This is a genomic window from Cellulomonas telluris, assembly GCF_004886325.1.
In the GTDB taxonomy this organism is placed as follows: Bacteria; Actinomycetota; Actinomycetes; order Actinomycetales; family Cellulomonadaceae; genus Cellulomonas; species Cellulomonas telluris.
Genome location: NZ_QXFN01000004.1, coordinates 33,756 through 51,591 on the forward strand (window position 1 = coordinate 33,756; position 17,836 = coordinate 51,591).

At 75.7% G+C, this 17,836-nt stretch carries 16 protein-coding genes; 12 read left to right on the forward strand and 4 right to left on the reverse strand.

The window, feature by feature from the left end; genetic code table 11:
* Positions 1-48: 48 nt before the first annotated feature.
* The 5 genes from FB586_RS12410 (at position 49) to FB586_RS12430 (ending at position 7,205) form a co-directional block, all read left to right on the forward strand.
* Positions 49-1,284 (forward strand): sugar ABC transporter substrate-binding protein, encoded by a 1,236-nt coding sequence (locus tag FB586_RS12410; RefSeq protein ID WP_136519669.1) that lies wholly within the window; start codon positions 49-51, stop codon positions 1,282-1,284.
* A gap of 138 nt (positions 1,285-1,422) precedes the next feature.
* The gene (locus FB586_RS12415) at positions 1,423-3,063 is read left to right on the forward strand and encodes an ABC transporter permease subunit (protein WP_136519670.1); all 1,641 of its coding nucleotides are present in this window, start codon (positions 1,423-1,425) and stop codon (positions 3,061-3,063) included.
* A complete protein-coding gene (locus FB586_RS12420; RefSeq protein WP_136519671.1) occupies positions 3,063-3,974 on the forward strand; it encodes a sugar ABC transporter permease in 912 nt (303 codons plus the stop codon). Before FB586_RS12415 ends, FB586_RS12420 begins: the two co-directional genes overlap by 1 nt.
* Entirely contained in the window at positions 3,971-5,845 is a 1,875-nt protein-coding gene (locus FB586_RS12425; RefSeq protein WP_136519672.1) for a glycoside hydrolase family 13 protein, read from the forward strand. The genes FB586_RS12420 and FB586_RS12425 overlap by 4 nt, the downstream gene beginning before the upstream one ends.
* 61 nt (positions 5,846-5,906) lie before the next feature.
* The gene (locus FB586_RS12430; RefSeq protein ID WP_136519673.1) at positions 5,907-7,205 is read left to right on the forward strand and encodes a deoxyguanosinetriphosphate triphosphohydrolase; all 1,299 of its coding nucleotides are present in this window, start codon (positions 5,907-5,909) and stop codon (positions 7,203-7,205) included.
* Positions 7,206-7,233: 28 nt separating this feature from the next.
* On the opposite strand, the gene FB586_RS12435 is transcribed toward FB586_RS12430, so the two are convergent.
* Entirely contained in the window at positions 7,234-7,575 is a 342-nt protein-coding gene (locus FB586_RS12435) for a YciI family protein (protein ID WP_136519674.1), read from the reverse strand.
* Between the two features lie 94 nt (positions 7,576-7,669).
* A complete protein-coding gene (locus FB586_RS12440) occupies positions 7,670-8,083 on the reverse strand; it encodes a hypothetical protein (RefSeq protein ID WP_136519675.1) in 414 nt (137 codons plus the stop codon).
* 86 nt (positions 8,084-8,169) lie between these two features.
* Between FB586_RS12440 and dnaG the strand changes: the two genes are divergently transcribed.
* Complete coding sequence (dnaG, locus tag FB586_RS12445) at positions 8,170-10,158, forward strand: DNA primase (RefSeq protein WP_136519676.1); 1,989 nt, start codon at positions 8,170-8,172, stop codon at positions 10,156-10,158.
* 58 nt (positions 10,159-10,216) lie between these two features.
* Here dnaG and FB586_RS12450 read toward each other — a convergent pair whose 3' ends face one another.
* Entirely contained in the window at positions 10,217-11,011 is a 795-nt protein-coding gene (locus FB586_RS12450; RefSeq protein WP_187697874.1) for a transglutaminase-like domain-containing protein, read from the reverse strand.
* A gap of 322 nt (positions 11,012-11,333) precedes the next feature.
* Here FB586_RS12450 and FB586_RS12455 point away from each other — a divergent pair, with 322 nt between their 5' ends.
* The 3 genes from FB586_RS12455 (at position 11,334) to FB586_RS12465 (ending at position 13,297) form a co-directional block, all read left to right on the forward strand.
* Positions 11,334-12,347 (forward strand): pirin family protein, encoded by a 1,014-nt coding sequence (locus tag FB586_RS12455; protein WP_136519677.1) that lies wholly within the window; start codon positions 11,334-11,336, stop codon positions 12,345-12,347.
* Positions 12,348-12,455: 108 nt separating this feature from the next.
* On the forward strand, positions 12,456-12,752 hold the full coding sequence (locus tag FB586_RS12460) for a hypothetical protein (RefSeq protein ID WP_136519678.1): 297 nt from the start codon (positions 12,456-12,458) through the stop codon (positions 12,750-12,752).
* Between the two features lie 44 nt (positions 12,753-12,796).
* Positions 12,797-13,297, forward strand: a complete 501-nt coding sequence (locus tag FB586_RS12465; RefSeq protein WP_222928377.1) for a metallophosphoesterase family protein — start codon at positions 12,797-12,799, stop codon at positions 13,295-13,297.
* 12 nt (positions 13,298-13,309) lie between these two features.
* Here FB586_RS12465 and yidD read toward each other — a convergent pair whose 3' ends face one another.
* Entirely contained in the window at positions 13,310-13,588 is a 279-nt protein-coding gene (gene yidD / locus FB586_RS12470) for a membrane protein insertion efficiency factor YidD (protein WP_136519679.1), read from the reverse strand.
* A gap of 89 nt (positions 13,589-13,677) precedes the next feature.
* Between yidD and FB586_RS12475 the strand changes: the two genes are divergently transcribed.
* From FB586_RS12475 to FB586_RS12485, 3 genes are read left to right on the forward strand one after another with little or no spacing between them, the layout of a single operon-like run.
* Positions 13,678-14,493 carry an alpha/beta fold hydrolase gene (locus FB586_RS12475; RefSeq protein ID WP_136519680.1) on the forward strand — a complete coding sequence of 272 codons (816 nt, stop codon included), beginning with the start codon at positions 13,678-13,680 and terminating at the stop codon, positions 14,491-14,493.
* 4 nt (positions 14,494-14,497) lie between these two features.
* The gene (locus FB586_RS12480; RefSeq protein WP_136519681.1) at positions 14,498-16,042 is read left to right on the forward strand and encodes a SpoIIE family protein phosphatase; all 1,545 of its coding nucleotides are present in this window, start codon (positions 14,498-14,500) and stop codon (positions 16,040-16,042) included.
* 9 nt (positions 16,043-16,051) lie between these two features.
* Positions 16,052-17,755 carry a DUF885 domain-containing protein gene (locus FB586_RS12485; protein WP_136519682.1) on the forward strand — a complete coding sequence of 568 codons (1,704 nt, stop codon included), beginning with the start codon at positions 16,052-16,054 and terminating at the stop codon, positions 17,753-17,755.
* The last annotated feature ends 81 nt before the right edge of the window (positions 17,756-17,836 follow it).

Genomic DNA, 17,836 nt, shown 5'->3' on the forward strand with positions numbered 1-17,836 from the left:
GCGTCGCCGACGCGGGCGACGGCACCGATGACAACCAGGAGATGAACGATGCGACGGAGCATCCCGGCCGTGGCGGCGACGCTCGGCCTCGCGCTCACCCTCGCCGCGTGCAGCGGCGGCGGCGCGGACACCCCCGAGGCCACGACGTCGGCCACCGCGGGCGGTGGCGGCGGCAGCGGCGACCTCGTCGTCTGGGTCGACGAGACGCGCCAGGCGGCCGTCGAGGAGGCCGCGTCGGCGTTCGAGGAGGAGAACGACGTCAGGGTCGAGGTCGTCCTCAAGAACTTCGAGGACATCCGCGCGGACTTCCTCGCGCAGGTGCCGACGGGCGAGGGCCCGGACATCACGGTCGGTGCGCACGACTGGCTGGGCGAGCTCACGCAGAACGGCGTCGTCGCGCCGATCGAGCTGGGCGACCGCTCCGGCGACTTCGAGCAGGTCGCGGTCGAGGCGTTCACGCAGGACGGGCAGGTCTACGGCCTGCCGTACGCGATCGAGAACATCGCCCTCATCCGCAACACCGCGCTCGCACCCGCCGCGCCCGCCACCTGGGACGAGGCCGTCGCCGCCGGCCAGGCCGCCGGCACGCCCTACCCGGTCCTCATCCAGACGGGCACCGAGGGCGACCCGTACACGTACTACCCGCTGCAGACCTCCTTCGGCGCGCCGGTGTTCGCGCAGAACGAGGACGGGTCGTACTCGCCGGAGCTCGCCATGGGCGGCGAGCCGGGCCACGCGTTCGCGCAGTGGCTGCAGGCGCAGGGCCAGGCCGGCGTCCTCAAGACCGACGTCACGTACGACATCGCCGTCGAGGCGTTCAAGAACGGCGAGTCGCCCTTCATCATCGGCGGCCCCTGGATGCTCGAGCAGTTCGAGGGCCTGGACCTGTCCATCGACCCGATCCCGTCGGCCGGTGGCCAGCCCGCGCAGCCGTTCGTCGGCGTCCAGGGCTTCTACGTCTCCGCGCAGAGCGAGAACGCGCTGCTCGCGAACGACTTCCTCGTGAACTTCATCGCCACGGACGAGGCGCAGCTCGCGCTGTACGAGGCGGGCAACCGCCCGCCGGCCCTGACGTCGGCCGCCGAGACCGCGTCGGAGGACCCGATCACCGCCGGCTTCGCCGCCGTCGGCGCCGACGCGGTGCCGATGCCGTCCATCCCCGAGATGGGCTCCGTGTGGGCCTTCTGGGGCGTCACCGAGGCGAACATCCTCTCGGGTGCGGCCGAGCCGGTCGCGGCCTGGGACAAGATGGTCGCCGACATCCAGGGCGCGATGGGCTCCTGACCTCGCACCGCGGCAGCGCGCCGCACGGTCCCTGCACCGTGCGGCGCGCCCGCCGCGGGCGCGCGCACCGGTCCCCGGCAGCGCGCCGCCCGTCCCCCGGGGCGTGAGGACGCGCCCGCCACTGCGTACGGAGGCCTGATGTCCACCCAGTCCACGCTCGACGACACCTCGACCGCCGCCGGCGACGGCGACGCGCCGGGTCGGCCGCGGCGCCGCCGCCGCTCCCCGGGCACCCCGCACGCGTCGGGCACGGTCGGCGGGCTCGTCGCCAAGCTCGTCCTGATGGCGGTGGTCAACGCCTTCGGCGTGTTCGCGATCCTCGCGGCCTGGAACGAGGAGTCCTACGGGATCCTCGCGGCGATGGTCGCCCTGCTCGTCGCGGCCGACTGGGTGTACTTCTCCCGGCGCACGCTGCCGCTGAAGTACGTCCTGCCCGGGCTCGCCTTCCTCCTCGTCTTCCAGGTGTACGTGGTCGCGTACACCGGCTGGGTCGCCTTCACCAACTACGGCGACGGCCACAACTCGACCAAGGAGCACGCGATCGAGGCGCTGCTCGTGCAGAACGAGCGGCGGGTCGAGGGGTCCGCGACCTACCCGATCACGGTGCTCGAGCGTGACGGCGAGCTCGGGTTCGCGGTCGTCGACGAGGACGGCGACGTCCGCGTCGGCACGGCGGAGGAGCCGCTGGCCCCGGTCGACGGCGCGACGCTCGACGGCGGCACCGTGACCGCCGTGCCGGGCGCGGAGCTGCTCGACCGGCGCCAGGTGCTCGAGCGCCAGGACGAGGTGACCACGCTCCGCGTCCCGTTCTCGGACGACCCGGAGGACGGCTCGATCCGCACGCAGGACGCGCGCACCGGCTACGTCTCCACCTCGACGCTGGAGCACGACGCCGAGGCCGACACGATGACCGACGTCACGACCGGCACGGTCTACTCGCCGAGCGACGACGGCTGGTTCGTCTCCCCGGACGGGGAGCGGCTCAACGTCGGGTGGCGGGTCGCGGTCGGGTTCGACAACTTCTCGACGGCGTTCGGCGACAGCCGGTACGCCGGCCCGTTCCTCAAGATCCTCGCCTGGACGTTCGCGTTCGCGATCCTGTCGGTCGTCACGACGTTCCTGCTGGGCCTGTTCCTGGCGATCACGTTCAACGACACGCGCCTGGGCGGGCGCCGGATCTACCGGACGCTGCTGATCTTCCCGTACGCCATCCCCGGCTTCCTCGCGGCGCTGCTGTGGTCCGGGATGCTCAACCGGTCCTACGGCTTCGTCAACCAGGTCCTGCTCGGCGGCGCGGACGTGCCGTGGCTGACCGACCCGTGGCTGGCCAAGCTGTCCGTCCTGCTGGTGAACCTGTGGCTCGGCTTCCCGTACATGTTCCTCATCTGCACGGGCGCGCTGCAGTCGCTGCCGGGTGACGTGATGGAGGCGGCGAAGGTCGACGGCGCGGGCCGCTGGCGCACGTGGCGGTCGGTGACGCTCCCGCTGCTGCTCGTCGCGACGACGCCGCTGCTCATCTCGTCGTTCGCCTTCAACTTCAACAACTTCACGCTCATCTACATGCTCACCAACGGCGGGCCCCGCTTCGCGGACGCGTCGGTGCCGCTCGGCCACACGGACATCCTCATCTCGATGGTGTACTCCGTGTCCGGCCTCGACGGCACGGCCGCCAAGAACTACGGCCTGGCCAGCGCCCTGTCGATCGTCATCTTCGCCATCGTCGCGACGATCTCGGCGATCACCTTCAAGCGCACGAAGCAGTTCGAGGAGATCAGCTGATGGCCACCACGTCCGCCGCACCGCGCGTCCGGCCGTCCGCCGCGCGCACCGGGCAGCCGCGCATGGCGCCAGGCCGGTGGTTCTCCGAGCTCGGCTGGCGCCATCTCGTGGGCGTCCTCGCCGTCGTGTTCGCGATGTTCCCGATCGTCTACGTCGTCTCGGCGGCGCTGTCCGAGGGCGGCACGCTCACCGGCTCCAACCGCCTGTTCGGCGAGGTGTCGGGCTCCAACTTCTCGGCGCTCGGCGACTCGATGTTCTGGACCTGGCTCGGCAACACCCTGCAGATCGCGATCGCCACGGGCGTGGGCACGGTGCTCATGGGTGCGGCGGCGGCGTACGCGTTCTCGCGGTTCCGCTTCCGCGGCCGCCGGGCCGGCCTGACGGCCCTGCTCGTGATCCAGATGTTCCCGCAGATGCTCGCGTTCGTCGCGATCTTCCTGCTGCTCATCGGCCTCGGCAACGTGATGCCGGTGCTGGGCCTGAACAGCAAGCTGGCGCTCATCGCCGTGTACCTCGGCGGGGCGTTGGGCGTGAACACGTTCCTCATGTACGGGTTCTTCAACACCGTCCCGCGTGAGCTCGACGAGGCCGCGAAGCTCGACGGCGCCACGCACGCGCAGATCTACTGGACGATCATCCTGCGCCTCGTCACGCCGATCCTCGCGGTCGTCGCGCTGCTGTCGTTCATCAGCACGTTCGGCGAGTTCATCATCGCCCGCCTCGTGCTGCAGTCGGAGCGCAACTGGACGGTCGCGGTGGGCCTGTACGGCTGGGTGTCGTCGCTGCTCGAGGCCAACTGGGGCCTGTTCGCCGCCGGTGCGGTCATCTCCGCGGTGCCGGTGCTGCTGCTCTTCCTGTTCCTGCAGAAGTACATCGTCGGCGGCCTGACGGCGGGCTCGGTCAAGGGATGAGCGCGTCGCACCACGGGGCGCAGCCGGTCCCGCACCTGCTCGACGACGCCCACCACGACGGGTCCGAGCTGTACGTGCCGGCCGGCACGCCGTCCCTCGGGGACGACGTGCCGGTCCGGGTCCGGGTGCCCGAGGGCGCCCCGGAGCGCGCCGTGTGGGTGCGCGTGGTGCGGGACGGCGAGCCGACGATGGTCCCGGCGCGCCTCGACCGGACGGTCGACGGCGAGCGCTGGTACGTCGCCGACGTGCGCGTGCACAACCCGGTGACCGGGTACCGCGTGCTCCTCGACGAGCCGGACGGGTACCGCTGGCTCAACGGGCGCGGCACGTGGCGGCGTGACGTCACCGACGCGGCCGACTTCCGTCTCTCGGTGCACGACGAGGCCCCCGCGTGGATGCACGACGCGGTCGTCTACCAGGTGTTCCCGGACCGGTTCGCCCGCTCGTCGGGCGGCGTCGGCGCGCCCGAGGACGTCCCGGGCTGGGCCACGCCGATGGCGTGGACCGACGAGCCCGTCGCGACCGGCGACACCGGCCGCCAGCTCGCCGGCGGCGACCTGCGCGGCATCGAGCAGCGGCTCGACCACCTGCAGCGCCTCGGCGTCGACACGCTCTACCTGACGCCGGTCTTCCCGGCGCGGTCCAACCACCGCTACGACGCGACGGCCTTCGACCGGGTGGACCCGATCCTCGGCGGCGACGACGCCCTCGCGTCCCTGTCCGCGGCGCTGCACGCGCGCGGCATGCGCATCGTCGGCGACCTGACGACGAACCACACGGGGGACGGCCACGAGTGGTTCGCGCGCGCCCGCGCCGACCGGTCGAGCGAGGAGGCCGGCTTCTACTACTGGACCGACGAGGAGCCGGGGTACGTCGGGTGGCTCGGGCACGCGTCCCTGCCGAAGCTGAACTACGGCGCGCCCGGGCTCGCGCAGCGGCTCGTCGACGGCCCCGACTCCGTCGTCGCCCGGTGGCTGCGGCCCCCGTTCGCGCTGGACGGGTGGCGCATCGACGTCGCGAACATGACCGGCCGGTACGCCGCCGACGACTACACGCACGACGTCGCGCGGATGGCCCGCACGACGATGCGGGCCGAGAACCCCGACGCCGTGCTCGTCTCCGAGCACTTCCACGACGCGGGCGGCGACATGTCGGTCGGCGGCTGGCACGCGAACATGAACTACTCCGCGTTCAGCCGCCCGCTGTGGACCTGGCTCGGCGACCCGTCCTCCGGGCTGACGACCCTCGGTCTGGGGGTCCCGCTGCCGCGACGCGGGGGAGCGGCGACCGTCGCCACGATGCGCGAGTTCGACGCGGCCGTGCCGTGGGCCGTCACGGCGCACCAGTGGAACATGCTCGGGTCGCACGACACCGCGCGGATCCGCACGGTCGTCGGGTCGCCCGAGCTCCAGGAGGTCGCGGCGGGGGTCCTGTTCACCTACCCGGGGACCCCGGTGGTCTTCGCGGGCGACGAGGGCGGCCTCACCGGCACGACCGGCGAGCACGCGCGCGTGCCCATGCCGTGGCAGGACGTGGACGCCGGCGGCGGCCCCCGGTGGGACGCGGCGACGTTCGACCTGTACCGGCGCCTCATCGCGCTGCGCCGATCGTCGCGGGCGCTGCGCGAGGGCGGCCTGCGGTGGGCGTTCGCGGGCGACGACGCGGTCGGCTACCTGCGCGAGACGCACGACGAGCGCGTGCTCGTCGTCGCCGCGCGGGCGCCGTGGGCCGGCACCGTCCTGCCCGCGCGGCTGCTCGCGCCCGGCGCGCAGCCGGAGGTCCTGCACGGGCGCGCGGCGCTCGACGTGCGCCCCGACGGTCTGCGCGTGCCCGGGGACGGCCCCGGCGTGCACGTGTGGCGACTGGCGTGAGGCGGCGGGGCACGACCGCCGCCTCACGCCCGCGTCGGCACCCCGAACTACGCTGGGCGGCGTGACCACGCTCGACGACCTCGCCCGCCCGCGCGCGGACGGCGACGGCTACGTCGACGCCGACCGCGAGCGCTGGGTGCCGGAGGGCGCGAAGAACGCCGAGCGGACGCCGTTCGAGCGGGACCGTGCGCGCCTCGTGCACTCCTCGGCGCTGCGCCGGCTCGGCGCCAAGACGCAGGTGCTCGGGCCGTCCTCCGACGACTTCGTCCGCACGCGCCTGACCCACACGCTCGAGGTGGCGCAGGTCGGGCGCGAGATCGCGAAGGCGCTGGGCTGCGACCCCGACGTCGTCGACACCGCCTGCCTGGCGCACGACCTGGGGCACCCGCCGTTCGGGCACAACGGGGAGCGCGCGCTCGCGGGCCTCGCGCGCGGCATCGGCGGCTTCGAGGGCAACGCGCAGACGCTGCGCCTCCTGACGCGGCTCGAGCCCAAGGTGGTGGGACCCGACGGGCGCTCCGTGGGTCTCAACCTCACGCGCGCGAGCCTCGACGCCTCCGTGAAGTACCCGTGGGGGCACGGCGAGGGGCCCGTCAGCGCGGCGACCGGCCGGCCGACGCACAAGTTCGGCGTCTACGCGGACGACCTGCCGGTCTTCGCGTGGCTGCGGCGCGACGCCCCGGACCGGCGCAAGTGCCTCGAGGCGCAGGTGATGGACCTCGCCGACGACATCTCGTACTCCGTGCACGACGTCGAGGACGCGGTCGTGGGCGGCCGGTTCGACCTCGCGGTGCTCACCGTGCCGGACGAGCGCGCGCGGATCGTCGAGGCCGTCGAGACCTGGTACGGCGACCAGGTCGACGCCGCCGGTCTCGAGGCCGCGATGGACCGGCTCGTCGCCGCCCGGCTCTGGGAGCCCGGCTTCGACGGGTCGCGCGGCGCGCTCGCGGGCCTGAAGGACGCGACGAGCCAGCTGATCGGCCGGTTCGCGAAGGCCGCGCAGCGCGCCACCCGCGAGCGCTACGGCCCGGGCCCGCTGACGCGGTACGCCGCCGAGCTCGTCGTGCCGATCGAGACGGTCGCCGAGATCCTCGTGCTCAAGGGCCTGGCGGTCGCGTACGTCATGGCCCCGCGCGAGCTCGAGCCGCTGTACCTGCGGCAGCGGGAGCTGCTCGCGGACCTCGTCGCGGTGCTGTCGGACCGCGCCCCGAACGCCCTCGAGCCGCCGTTCGCCGCCGACTGGGAGGCCGCGTCGGGCGACGCGGAGCGGCTGCGGGTCGTCATCGACCAGGTCGCCTCGCTGACGGACGTGTCGGCGGCGTCGCTGCACGCGCGGCTCGTCCGCCCGCCCCGGCACTGACACCCGGGCGGGCGGACCTGCCCCCCGTTCAGTCGTCGGCGCCGAGCGGCCACACCGGGCGGACCTCGACCCGGCCCGCGCGCGCCATCGGGTGCGCCGCCGCGACGGCGATCGCCTCGTCGAGGTCCGCGCACTCGATCACGTCGTAGCCGCCGATGGTCTCGCGCGTCTCCGCGAACGGGCCGTCGGTGAGCAGCAGGTCGTCGCCGCGCCGCCGCACGGTCGTCGCCGCCTCCACGGGGCGCAGCCGGTTGCCGTGCCTCCAGACGCCGCGCGCGTCGACGTCGGCCCCCCAGGCCTCGATGGTGAGGTCACCGGGGCGCGGCTCCTCGCCCTCCGGGTCGGTGCAGATGAGCAGCAGGTACTCCACGGCAGTCCTCCTCGTCCCACGCCGGGCCCTCGTGACCCGGACGACACCCTGACGCACGGGCGGCGGGTGTTTCGACACGGACAGCGGTCCCGGCTCAGGCGTCGCGCGCGGGCACCGCCGGCGCGTGCGTGACGTGGCCGCGGCGGACGACGACCCGCAGCACGAGCCCGGACAGCAGGAGCCGGAGCCCGAGACCCGTGCCCGCGCGGGAGAGGAGGCGCTGGGAGTCGGCGCCCAGCACCATCTTCGTGCGGTACGTCCCGCTCGCGCGGTGCCACGTGCACGTCACCGTGCCGTTCAGCCGGTCGAACCGGCCCTGCGGCTGCTCGAGGAACACGGGCGTCTCGCCCCGCTGCAGCGCGAGGTCGAGGCACGCGAGGGCGGGGTCCCCGGACTGCTTCGCCTGGATGGAGGTGGGTGCGAGCACGAGCACCGCGCACACGAGGACGAGGGCGACGCCGAGACGGGCCTGGTACCGGGCGAGCCGCGCGAGCGTGGTCCCTGTCACGGCGGCGACGCTAGCAACGGCGCCGGCCCTCGCACGCGTCGCACCGGCGGCCGGTGCCCCTGCCGCCGACGCCTAGACTCACGCCCGTGGCGGGACGCATCCGGCGGGAGGACGTGGAGGCGGTCCGCGAGCGCGTCCGGATCGAGGACGTCGTCGGGGCGCACGTCGCGCTGCGGCCCGCCGGGGTCGGCTCGCTCAAGGGGCTGTGCCCGTTCCACGACGAGCGCACGCCGTCGTTCCACGTGCGGCCCCAGGTGGGGCGCTACCACTGCTTCGGCTGCGGCGAGGGCGGCGACGTCATCGCGTTCGTGCAGAAGGTCGACGGGCTGGGGTTCACCGACGCGGTCGAGCACCTCGCCTCGCGCGTCGGGATGCAGGTCCGGTACGAGGACGGCGGCCCGACGCGCCCGGGCGAGGAGCCGGGGCGCCGCCGCCGGCTGCTGGACGCGCACCGCGTGGCCGAGGAGTTCTACCGCGAGCAGCTGCTGACGCCGGGTGCGGCCCCGGGACGGGCGTTCCTCGCCGAGCGCGGGTTCGACCGGGCGGCGGCGGAGGAGTTCGGCGTCGGGTTCGCCCCGCAGGGGTGGGACGGGCTGCTGCGCCACCTGCGCGGACGCGGGTTCACGGAGGCCGAGCTGACGGCGTCGGGACTCGTGAGCCAGGGGCAGCGCGGGATCTACGACCGCTTCCGCGGGCGGCTCGTGTGGCCCATCCGCGAGGTCACGGGCGAGACCGTCGGCTTCGGCGCGCGCCGCCTCCTCGACGAGGACCAGGGGCCCAAGTACCTCAACACCCCGGAGACGGCGCTCTACCGCAAGTCGCACGTGCTCTACGGCATCGACCTGGCCAAGCGCGAGATCGCGCGCGAGAAGCAGGTGGTCGTCGTCGAGGGCTACACGGACGTCATGGCCATGCACCTGTCCGGGGTGCGCACCGCGGTGGCGACGTGCGGCACCGCGTTCGGCGGGGACCACGCGCGGATCGTGCGCCGGCTGCTCGGCGACGCCGGCGGCGCGGGCGGCGTGCAGCTGGTCGGGGGCGCGTCGGTCGGCGGGGCCGTGGTGTTCACGTTCGACGGCGACGCGGCCGGGCAGAAGGCGGCGCTGCGCGCCTTCGGCGAGGACCAGTCGTTCACCGCGCAGACGTTCGTCGCGGTCGAGCCCTCCGGCATGGACCCGTGCGACCTGCGCCAGGCGAAGGGCCCGGACGCGGTGCGCGCGCTCGTGCAGGCGCGGCAGCCGCTGTTCGAGTTCGTCATCCGCTCCACGCTCGCGGCGCACGACCTGTCGACGGCCGAGGGGCGCGTGCACGCCCTGCGCGCGACCGCACCCGTGGTCGCGGGGATCCGGGACACCGCCCTGCGCCCCGAGTACGTCCGCCTGCTCGCAGGGTGGCTGGGGATGGACGACCAGGAGACCGTGCGGCGGGCCGTGCAGGACGCGGTGCGCCGCGGCGCCGGACGCGGTGCGGACGGCCGCGGCGGGGACGGGCGCGCGGACCGCGGCCGCCCCGACCACGGACGGCCGGGGGAGCGCCGGGACGCCGCGCCCGAGCCGGTGCGCGTCGCGCGGATGCCCGTCCCGGACCGGCGCGACCCCGTCGCGCAGGTGGAGCGCACCGCGCTGGAGGTCGTCCTGCAGGCGCCGCTGCTCGTGCCCGCCGACTTCGACGCCCTGGCCGCCGACACGTTCGCCGCCCCGGCCTACCGCGCGGTGCACGAGGCGGTCCGCGCGGCGGGTGGTGTCGAGGCCGCGCGGGGGCACGTCGAGCGAGCCGGGGGCGCGTCGACCCTCTGGGTGGGCGCCGTCCTCGAGGAGGCCGCCGAGCCCGTCCGCGCGCTGGTGACCGAGCTGTCCGTGGCGCCGCTGCCGGAGGACCGCGAGGAGGCGCTGCCGGCCTACGTGCGGGGCGTCGTCACGCGGCTGGTGGACATCGGCTTCACGCGGCAGATCGCGGACGTGCGCGGACGGCTGCAGCGCATGGGTGCCGACGCCGACCCGGCCGCGTCGCGCGCGCTGCTCGCCGAGCTGCTCGAGCTCGAGGGCCGGCGGCGGGCGCTGCGCGAGAGCGCCTGACGGCAGCCCGGCCCGCCGCCGCGTCGTCCGTCGGCGGCCCGGCTCCCGCTGGGCCGCGTCAGCGCAGCGCGACCAGCCCGGTGCCGTCGTCCTCGGCCGGCTCGTCGGTCACCGCGGTCACCGTCATCGACCGCAGCCGCAGGCTGCCGCCGTAGTACGACAGGAACGCCGTGTCGGTGGCGTCGCGGCCGGTGGCGATGCGCAGCATCGTGGGGCGCGGCGCGAGGCGGGTCGCGTCGACGACGTGCCAGGCGCCCTCGACGTACGCCTCGGCCACGGCGTGGAAGTCCATCGGGCGCAGGCCGGGGGCGTACACCGCGGCGAGGCGCGCGGGCACGTCGCACGCGCGCAGCAGCGCGACGACCAGGTGCGCGAAGTCGCGGCACACGCCCCGCCGCTTGAGCAGCGTGTCCGTGGCGCCGTCGGTCGGCAGGCTCGATCCGGACAGGTAGCGGACGTGCTGGCTCACCCACGCGACGACCGCGTCGAGCAGCGCCGCACCCGCCAGCCCGGCGAACTGGTCGCGCGAGAACGCGAGGAGGCGGTCCGACTCGGCGTACCGGCTCGGGCGGCGGTACTCGACGAGGTCGACGTCCTCGACCGGTGCGGGCTCGGCCCAGCCCGTGACGTCCGCCTGGTAGTCGACGACGACGCGGCCCGCGGGGGCCAGCACGCGGTGCATCCGCCCGCCGTGCGGCAGCTTGATCTCCTCGACGTCGAGCACCGCGTCGTCGGTGCGGACGAGCAGCCGTTCGCTGCGGTCGAAGGGCCCCTCCGCCACGGCCACCGCGAGGAGCATCTCGAGCGGCTGGTGCACGTCGAGCGAGAGGTGAGCGGCCACGGAGCGCAGCACGGTCGACGCATCCTTCCCCGGCGCACGGGCCGGACGACACGAGGGGGCAGCGAGGGGGGACGGCAGGGGTACGGCGGGGCGGAGCGCGGGGTCGAGCAGGCCCGGACGCGGACCCGGCAGCGGTGCGCGGGAGACGTCCGGAGGGAGGGCAGGGGAGGACCGGGGGTGGTGCGGGGGGACCCGTCGACGGGCGGCGGTGAGGCAAGTGTGGGGCTCCGGGACGCCGCCGTCCAGCCCCTGCTACGGAGGCAGCATCACTGCAGGTCAGAGCCCTCTCGCGGCGCCCCGGAGGGCCGGCTCGCCGCGGTCGTACGCTGGGTGCGTGACGAACCTCGAGGCGGCACCGCGCGAGCAGGTCTGCACGAGCGACCCGACGGTCCACGGCGCCGCCCGCGGGCACGCGGACGTCGAGCTGGTCGAGCCGCGCGACGTCCCGCTCGGCGGACCGCGCGCGATGACGGTCCGGCGCACGCTGCCGTCGCGCACGCGCTCGCTGGTCGGCCCGTTCTGCTTCGCCGACCACTACGGCCCGGACGACGTCGTCGCCACCGGCGGCATGGACGTCCCGCCGCACCCGCACACCGGCCTGCAGACCGTCACGTGGCTGTTCGAGGGCCAGGTGCTGCACCGCGACGCGCTCGGCAGCGAGCAGACGATCGTGCCGGGGCAGCTCAACCTCATGACGGCCGGCCGGGGGGTCTGCCACTCCGAGGAGGGCACGCCGGCGCTGCTCGGTCCGTCGGGGCGCCTGCACGGCGTCCAGCTCTGGACCGTGCTGCCCGACGCCCACCGCCACGGCCCCCGCGACTTCGAGCACGTCGCGCAGGTCCCGGCCGTCGACGTCGGCGCGGCCCGCGTCCAGGTCTTCCTCGGGTCGCTCGCGGGCGCGACCTCCCCGGCGCGGGCGTACTCGCCGCTCGTCGCCGCGCAGGTCGACGCCCCCGCCGGCGCGACGGTGCACCTGCCCGTCGACCCCGGCTTCGAGCACGCGCTGATCGTCGACGCCGGGGACGTCGTCCTCGCCGGCACGCCCGTGCCGCCGGCCTGGCTGGGGTACGTGGCGCCCGGGCGGGACACCCTCGTGCTCGAGGTGGGGGACCGGCCGCTGCGCGCCGTGCTCGTCGGCGGCACGCCGTTCGACGAGCAGGTGCTCATGTGGTGGAACTTCGTCGGCCGCACGCACGACGAGGTCGTCGAGGCGCGCGCGCAGTGGCAGGCCGCGCTCGCGGGCGACCCGGCCGGGATCGACCGGTTCGGCGTCGTCAGCGGGTACGACGGCGCCGCCCTGCCGGCGCCCGAGCTGCCGAACGTGCGGCTGCGGCCCCGGCAGCGCTGACACCGTCCGGCGGGTGCGCCCGTGCGTGGCGCGCCCCGCGGACGCGTGTGAGGCTGGCCGGACCCGCGCGTGGCCGGCACGCGCACCGGGCCCGGAGGCGGTGGGGAGATGGCACGGCGGCCGACCGGCGCGCGCGTGGCGGCGTCGAGCACGTGGACGGACCCGGACGGCGTGCGCATGCCCGCCGGTGAGGTCCACGGCTGGCTCGAGGGCACCAACCAGACGGTGTGCGGCGTCCCGCTGAGCCGCGCGTCGCTCGCGCGCTTCCCGCACGTGCGGTGGGAGGAGGCCCAGCCGGAGACGGGCGCGCACGCCGACGAGGTACGGCACGTGTGCTCCCGGTGCCGCGCGGCCCTGCGCCCGCGCGAGGGGCGGGACCGGCGGTCCGTCCCGCGTCGGCCGTGACGGCGTCGACGGCCGGCGGGTCCGACGCCGTGCGGGTGCTCGCCATGTCGGACACCCACGTGCCGCCGCGTGCCCGCGACCTGCCGGTGCCGCTGTGGGACGCCGTCGACGCCGCGGACCTCGTCGTCCACGCCGGGGACTGGGTGCACGTCGACCTGCTCGACCGGCTCGAGGCGCGCGCGGCGCGGCTGCTCGCCTGCCACGGCAACAACGACGGCGCCGACCTGCGGGCGCGCCTGCCCGAGGTGGCGCGGCTCGACGTCGCCGGCGTGCGGCTGGCCGTCGTCCACGAGACGGGTGCGGCGCAGGGGCGGGAACGGCGCTGCGACGCCGCCTTCCCGGACGTCGACCTGCTCGTGTTCGGGCACAGCCACATCCCCTGGGACACGACCACGCCCGCGGGGCTGCGGCTGCTCAACCCGGGCTCGCCGACCGACCGGCGCCGCCAGCCCGACCACACGTGGCTCACCCTCACGCTGCGGGAGGGGGCGGTCGAGGACGTCGTGCTGCACCGCCTGCCGCCGCGGGCCGCCGCCGGGCGGTGACCGGCGGGCGCGTCAGAACCGGAACGGGATGGGGATGCCGCCGCAGCAGCACACGCCGCGCACGTCCGTCTGGGCGAGCAGCAGGGCGGCCTGGTAGCAGGCGACGAACCGGGCGACGGTCGGCACGACCGCGCGCACGACACCCCGCGTGGCCACGAGGTGCCGGACGGCGGCGGAGCACGAGGGCCCGCCGTGGGCCACGCGGTGGGCGCAGCTCCAGCCCTTGCGGGGGGAGAGGTTCCGCTGGTAGCCGCGGATGGCGCTGTCGACGAGGGCGGCGGCGATGGTCATCGCCACAACGTAGGCGCGGCGCCGGGGACGTGCCCGACGAACGGCGAGGGTCGACCGGGGCGCGTCCCCGGGGGGCTAAGGTCACGGCCATGGCTGTCCTCGCCCCCGACCAGGTCCTCGCCCGGCACGCCGTCCGGATCAGCGGCCCGACGACCGGGCACCCGCTGGTCTTCGCGCACGGCTTCGGCTGCGACCAGAGCATGTGGCGGTTCGTCGCCCCCGCGTTCGAGGACACCCACCGGGTCGTGGTCCTCGACCACGTCGGCGCCGGGGAGTCGGACCTCACCGCGTACGACCCGCAGCGCCACGCACGCCTGGACGGCTACGCCGACGACATGGTGGAGCTGGTCGAGGCGCTCGGCCTCGGGCCGGTGACGTTCGTCGGGCACTCCGTGAGCGCGATGATCGGCGTGCTGGCGGCCGCCGGTCGCCCCGACCTGTTCGAGCGGCTCGTGCTGGTCGGGCCGAGCCCGCGCTACGTCGACGACGACGGGTACCGCGGGGGCTTCGCGGCGGCGGAGATCGAGGAGCTCCTCGACACGATGGACGCCAACTACCTCGGGTGGGCCCAGTTCCTCGCTCCCGTCATCGTCGGCCGTCCCGACCGGCCCGAACTCGGGCAGGAGCTCGCGAACTCCTTCTGCCGCACCGACCCGGCGATCGCCCGCCGGTTCGCCCGCACGACCTTCCTGTCGGACAACCGGGCGGACCTGCAGCGCGTGCGGACGCCCGCGCTGGTCGTGCAGTCGCGGGAGGACGTCATCGCACCGCCCGAGGTCGGTCGGTGGGTGCACGAGCACCTGCCCGGCAGCGAGCTGGTCGTCCTCGACACGGTGGGCCACTGCCCGAACCTCAGCGCGCCGGAGGAGCTGGTCGTGGCGATGCGCCGCTACCTGGACCGCTGAGGCCGTGCCCGACGTCGTCCGCTCGCAGGCGTGGTCGCGCGCACCGGTCGCGCTGCTGCGCCTCGACGCGGACGGCTGGGTGCTCGACGCGAACGCCACGTTCCTCGGGTGGCTCGGGCGGGGCGCGGACGAGGTGGTGGGCCGCGTGCGGCTGGCCGACCTGCTCAGCGTGGGCGGCCGCATCTACTGGGAGACACACGTCGGCCCCCTGCTGCGGATGCAGCGGCGGGTCGACGAGCTCGCCCTCGAGCTCCTCGGGGCCGAGGAGCGCCTGCCGGTGCTGATGTCGGCGCGTGTGCTCGACGCGGACGGGGACGGGGCACCGGTCGTCGAGGTCGCGCTGAGCAGCGCGCGCGACCGCGCCCGGTACGAGGGCGAGCTGCTGGCGGCGCGCCGCGCCGCGGAACGGGCCGCCGAGCAGGTGCGGGTGCTGGCGGAGACGACGGCGGGGCTGTCGTCCGCCGCGGGCGTCGACGACGTGGTGCAGGTCCTGCGTCGCACGGCGCTGCGAGGGCTGGGGGCCTCCGGCGTCGCCGTCTGGACCGCCGAGGACCGCGGCCGGCTGGTGCGGCACGGTGGCACGGAGCCGGACGGGACCGACCCGCCCGACCCGTCCGTCGAGCAGCTGGGCGCCGGTCCGGTGCACCGGACGCCCGCCGGCGAGGTGCTGGTCGCGCTGCCCGGGCGGGCGGAGCTGCAGGGCGTGTGGTCGCTGCGGCCCTCGCAGGCGCCCGGCGCCGACCCCTGGGAGCCGGACGTGCTGGCGGCCGTGGGGCGGCTGGCGGGCGTCGCGCTCGAGCGGGCGCGCCTGTTCGACCAGCGCTCGTCGGTGGCGTACACCCTCCAGCGTGCGCTGCTCACCACGCCGCAGCTGCGCGACCCGCGCGTGAGCGTCGCGACCGCCTACCGTCCGGCCGCGGACGGGCTGGAGGTCGGCGGCGACTGGTACGACGTCGTGACGCTCGACGACGAGGGCACCCTCGCGGTCGTCGTCGGCGACGTGGTGGGGCACGGCCTGGCGGCGGCGACCACGATGGCGGAGCTGCGCAGCGCGCTGCGGGCGGCGGCCGAGCCGGGCGCGGGGGCGGCCCGGGTCCTCGACCGGCTCGACGGCGTCGTCGCACGCACCGGCTCGGGGCTGGCGGCGTCGCTCGTCTACGCGGAGCTCGCACCCGCGACGGGGACCCTGCACTACGCCGTGGCCGGTCACCTGCCGCCGCTCCACCTGCCGGCCACCGGGGAGCCGAGGTACCTCTGGGACGGCCGGTCGGCCCCGCTCGGGCTGACCGGTGGGCGCCCGCGGCCGGGGGCCTGCGTGCGGCTGCGGCCGGGCGACCGGGTCCTGCTGTGCACCGACGGGCTCGTGGAGCGCCGGGACCGGGCGCTGCGCGACAGCCTCGCCGACCTGCGCGACCGGGCCGCCGGCCTCCTCGCCGGGGACGCGCCGCTGGACGCGCTGGTCGACGCCGCCGCGGAGGGGAACCGGGGGCCGCGCGACGACGTGTGCGCGCTCCTGCTCACGTGGAGAGGTGCCGACGGCGCGGGTTAGCGTGCTGCGATGGTCCCCGAGCAGCCCGCCACGCCCACCGCACGCCAGGTCGCCGACCGCTGGGTCGACACCCTCGCCGACCTCGACCCCGTCGTCGGGACCGCCCTCGGGACCCGGCCGGACGACCGGCGCATGCCCGACCTGTCCCCGGCGGGCGCCGACGAGAAGGCCGACGCCTCCCGGCGGGTCCTCGTCGACGTCGACGCCGCCCAGGTGCTCGACGACGACGACCGGCGGTGCGCGACCCTCCTGCGCGAGCGGCTGACCGCCCAGCTCGCCGTGCACGACGCCGGGGAGCACCTCGCCGCCCTGCGGCCCCTTGCGTCGCCGGTGCACGCGCTGCAGTCCGTCTTCCTCATGATGCCGACCGCCACCGAGCACGACTGGGACGTCGTCGCCGACCGCCTGGCGCAGGTGCCCGCCGCGGCCGAGGGCTTCCGGGCCTCCCTCGAGGAGGGTCTGCGGCGCGGCGTGCGCAGCGCGCCGCGGCAGGCCGAGGCGGTGGTCGGCCAGCTCGGCGACTGGCTCGACGCGTCGGACGGGCGTGGCTGGCACGCCGGCTTCGTCGCGGGGTCGGAGGCGGCGGGGGTGCCCGCCGCGCTGCGCGGCCGGCTGGACGCCGCGGCGGAGTCGGCCGCCGGCGGGATCGACGCACTGCGCACGTGGATCGCGCAGGAGTACCTGCCCGCCGTCGGGGACGTCCCCGACGCGGTGGGGCGCGAGCGCTACCTGCTCGCCGCGCGCCTGCACACGGGTGCCGACCTGGACCCGCAGGAGGCGTACGACTGGGGCTGGGAGGAGCTGGCCCGCATCGAGGCGGACATGGCGGCCGAGGCCGACCGCCTGCTGCCCGGCGCGTCCGCGCAGGAGGCGCTCGCCCACCTCGACGAGCACGGCGAGGTCGTCGAGGGCGTGGAGGAGGTGCGCGTCTGGCTGCAGCGGATGATGGACACCGCGATCGCCGAGCTCGACGGCGCGGTCGTCGACGTGGCGGACCCCGTCAAGCGCGTCGAGGCGATGATCGCCCCGCCCGGTGCCGCCGCCGCGCCGTACTACACGCGCCCGTCGCTCGACTTCTCCCGGCCGGGCCGCACCTGGCTGCCGACGCTCGGGCGCGACCGGTTCCCCACCTGGGACCTCATCAGCACCTGGTACCACGAGGGCGTCCCGGGTCACCACCTGCAGCTCGGCCAGTGGGCGTACCGTGCCGGCGAGCTGTCGGTCTACCAGACGTCCGTCGGGTCGATCCCCGCGACCACCGAGGGCTGGGCGCTGTACGCCGAGCGCCTCATGGACGAGCTCGGGTACCTCGACACGCCGGGTGCCCGGCTGGGCTACCTCGACGGGCAGCGGATGCGGGCCGTGCGCGTCGTCATCGACATCGGCATGCACCTCGGGCTCGAGATCCCCGCGACCCACGCCTTCCACCCGGGCGAGCGGTGGACCGCCGACCTCGCCGAGGAGTTCTTCGGGCAGCGCAGCGGCTCGCCGGCCGCGTTCGTGCACAGCGAGATCGAGCGCTACCTCGGCTGGCCGGGCCAGGCCATCAGCTACAAGCTCGGCGAGCGGGCGTGGCTGTCGGGCCGGCAGCGGGCGCGCGAGCGGCGCGAGGCGGCGGGCGGGACGTTCGACCTGCGGGCCTGGCACACGGCGGCGCTCGGCCTGGGGTCGCTCGGGCTCGACGACCTGGAGCGGGAGCTGGGCGCGCTCTGACGGGGACGCGCAGCGGCGCCCGGGGGAGGGTGTCCGCCGGGGCTGCCGGTCGCCGACCGGCTGCCTCGGCCGGACGCGCCG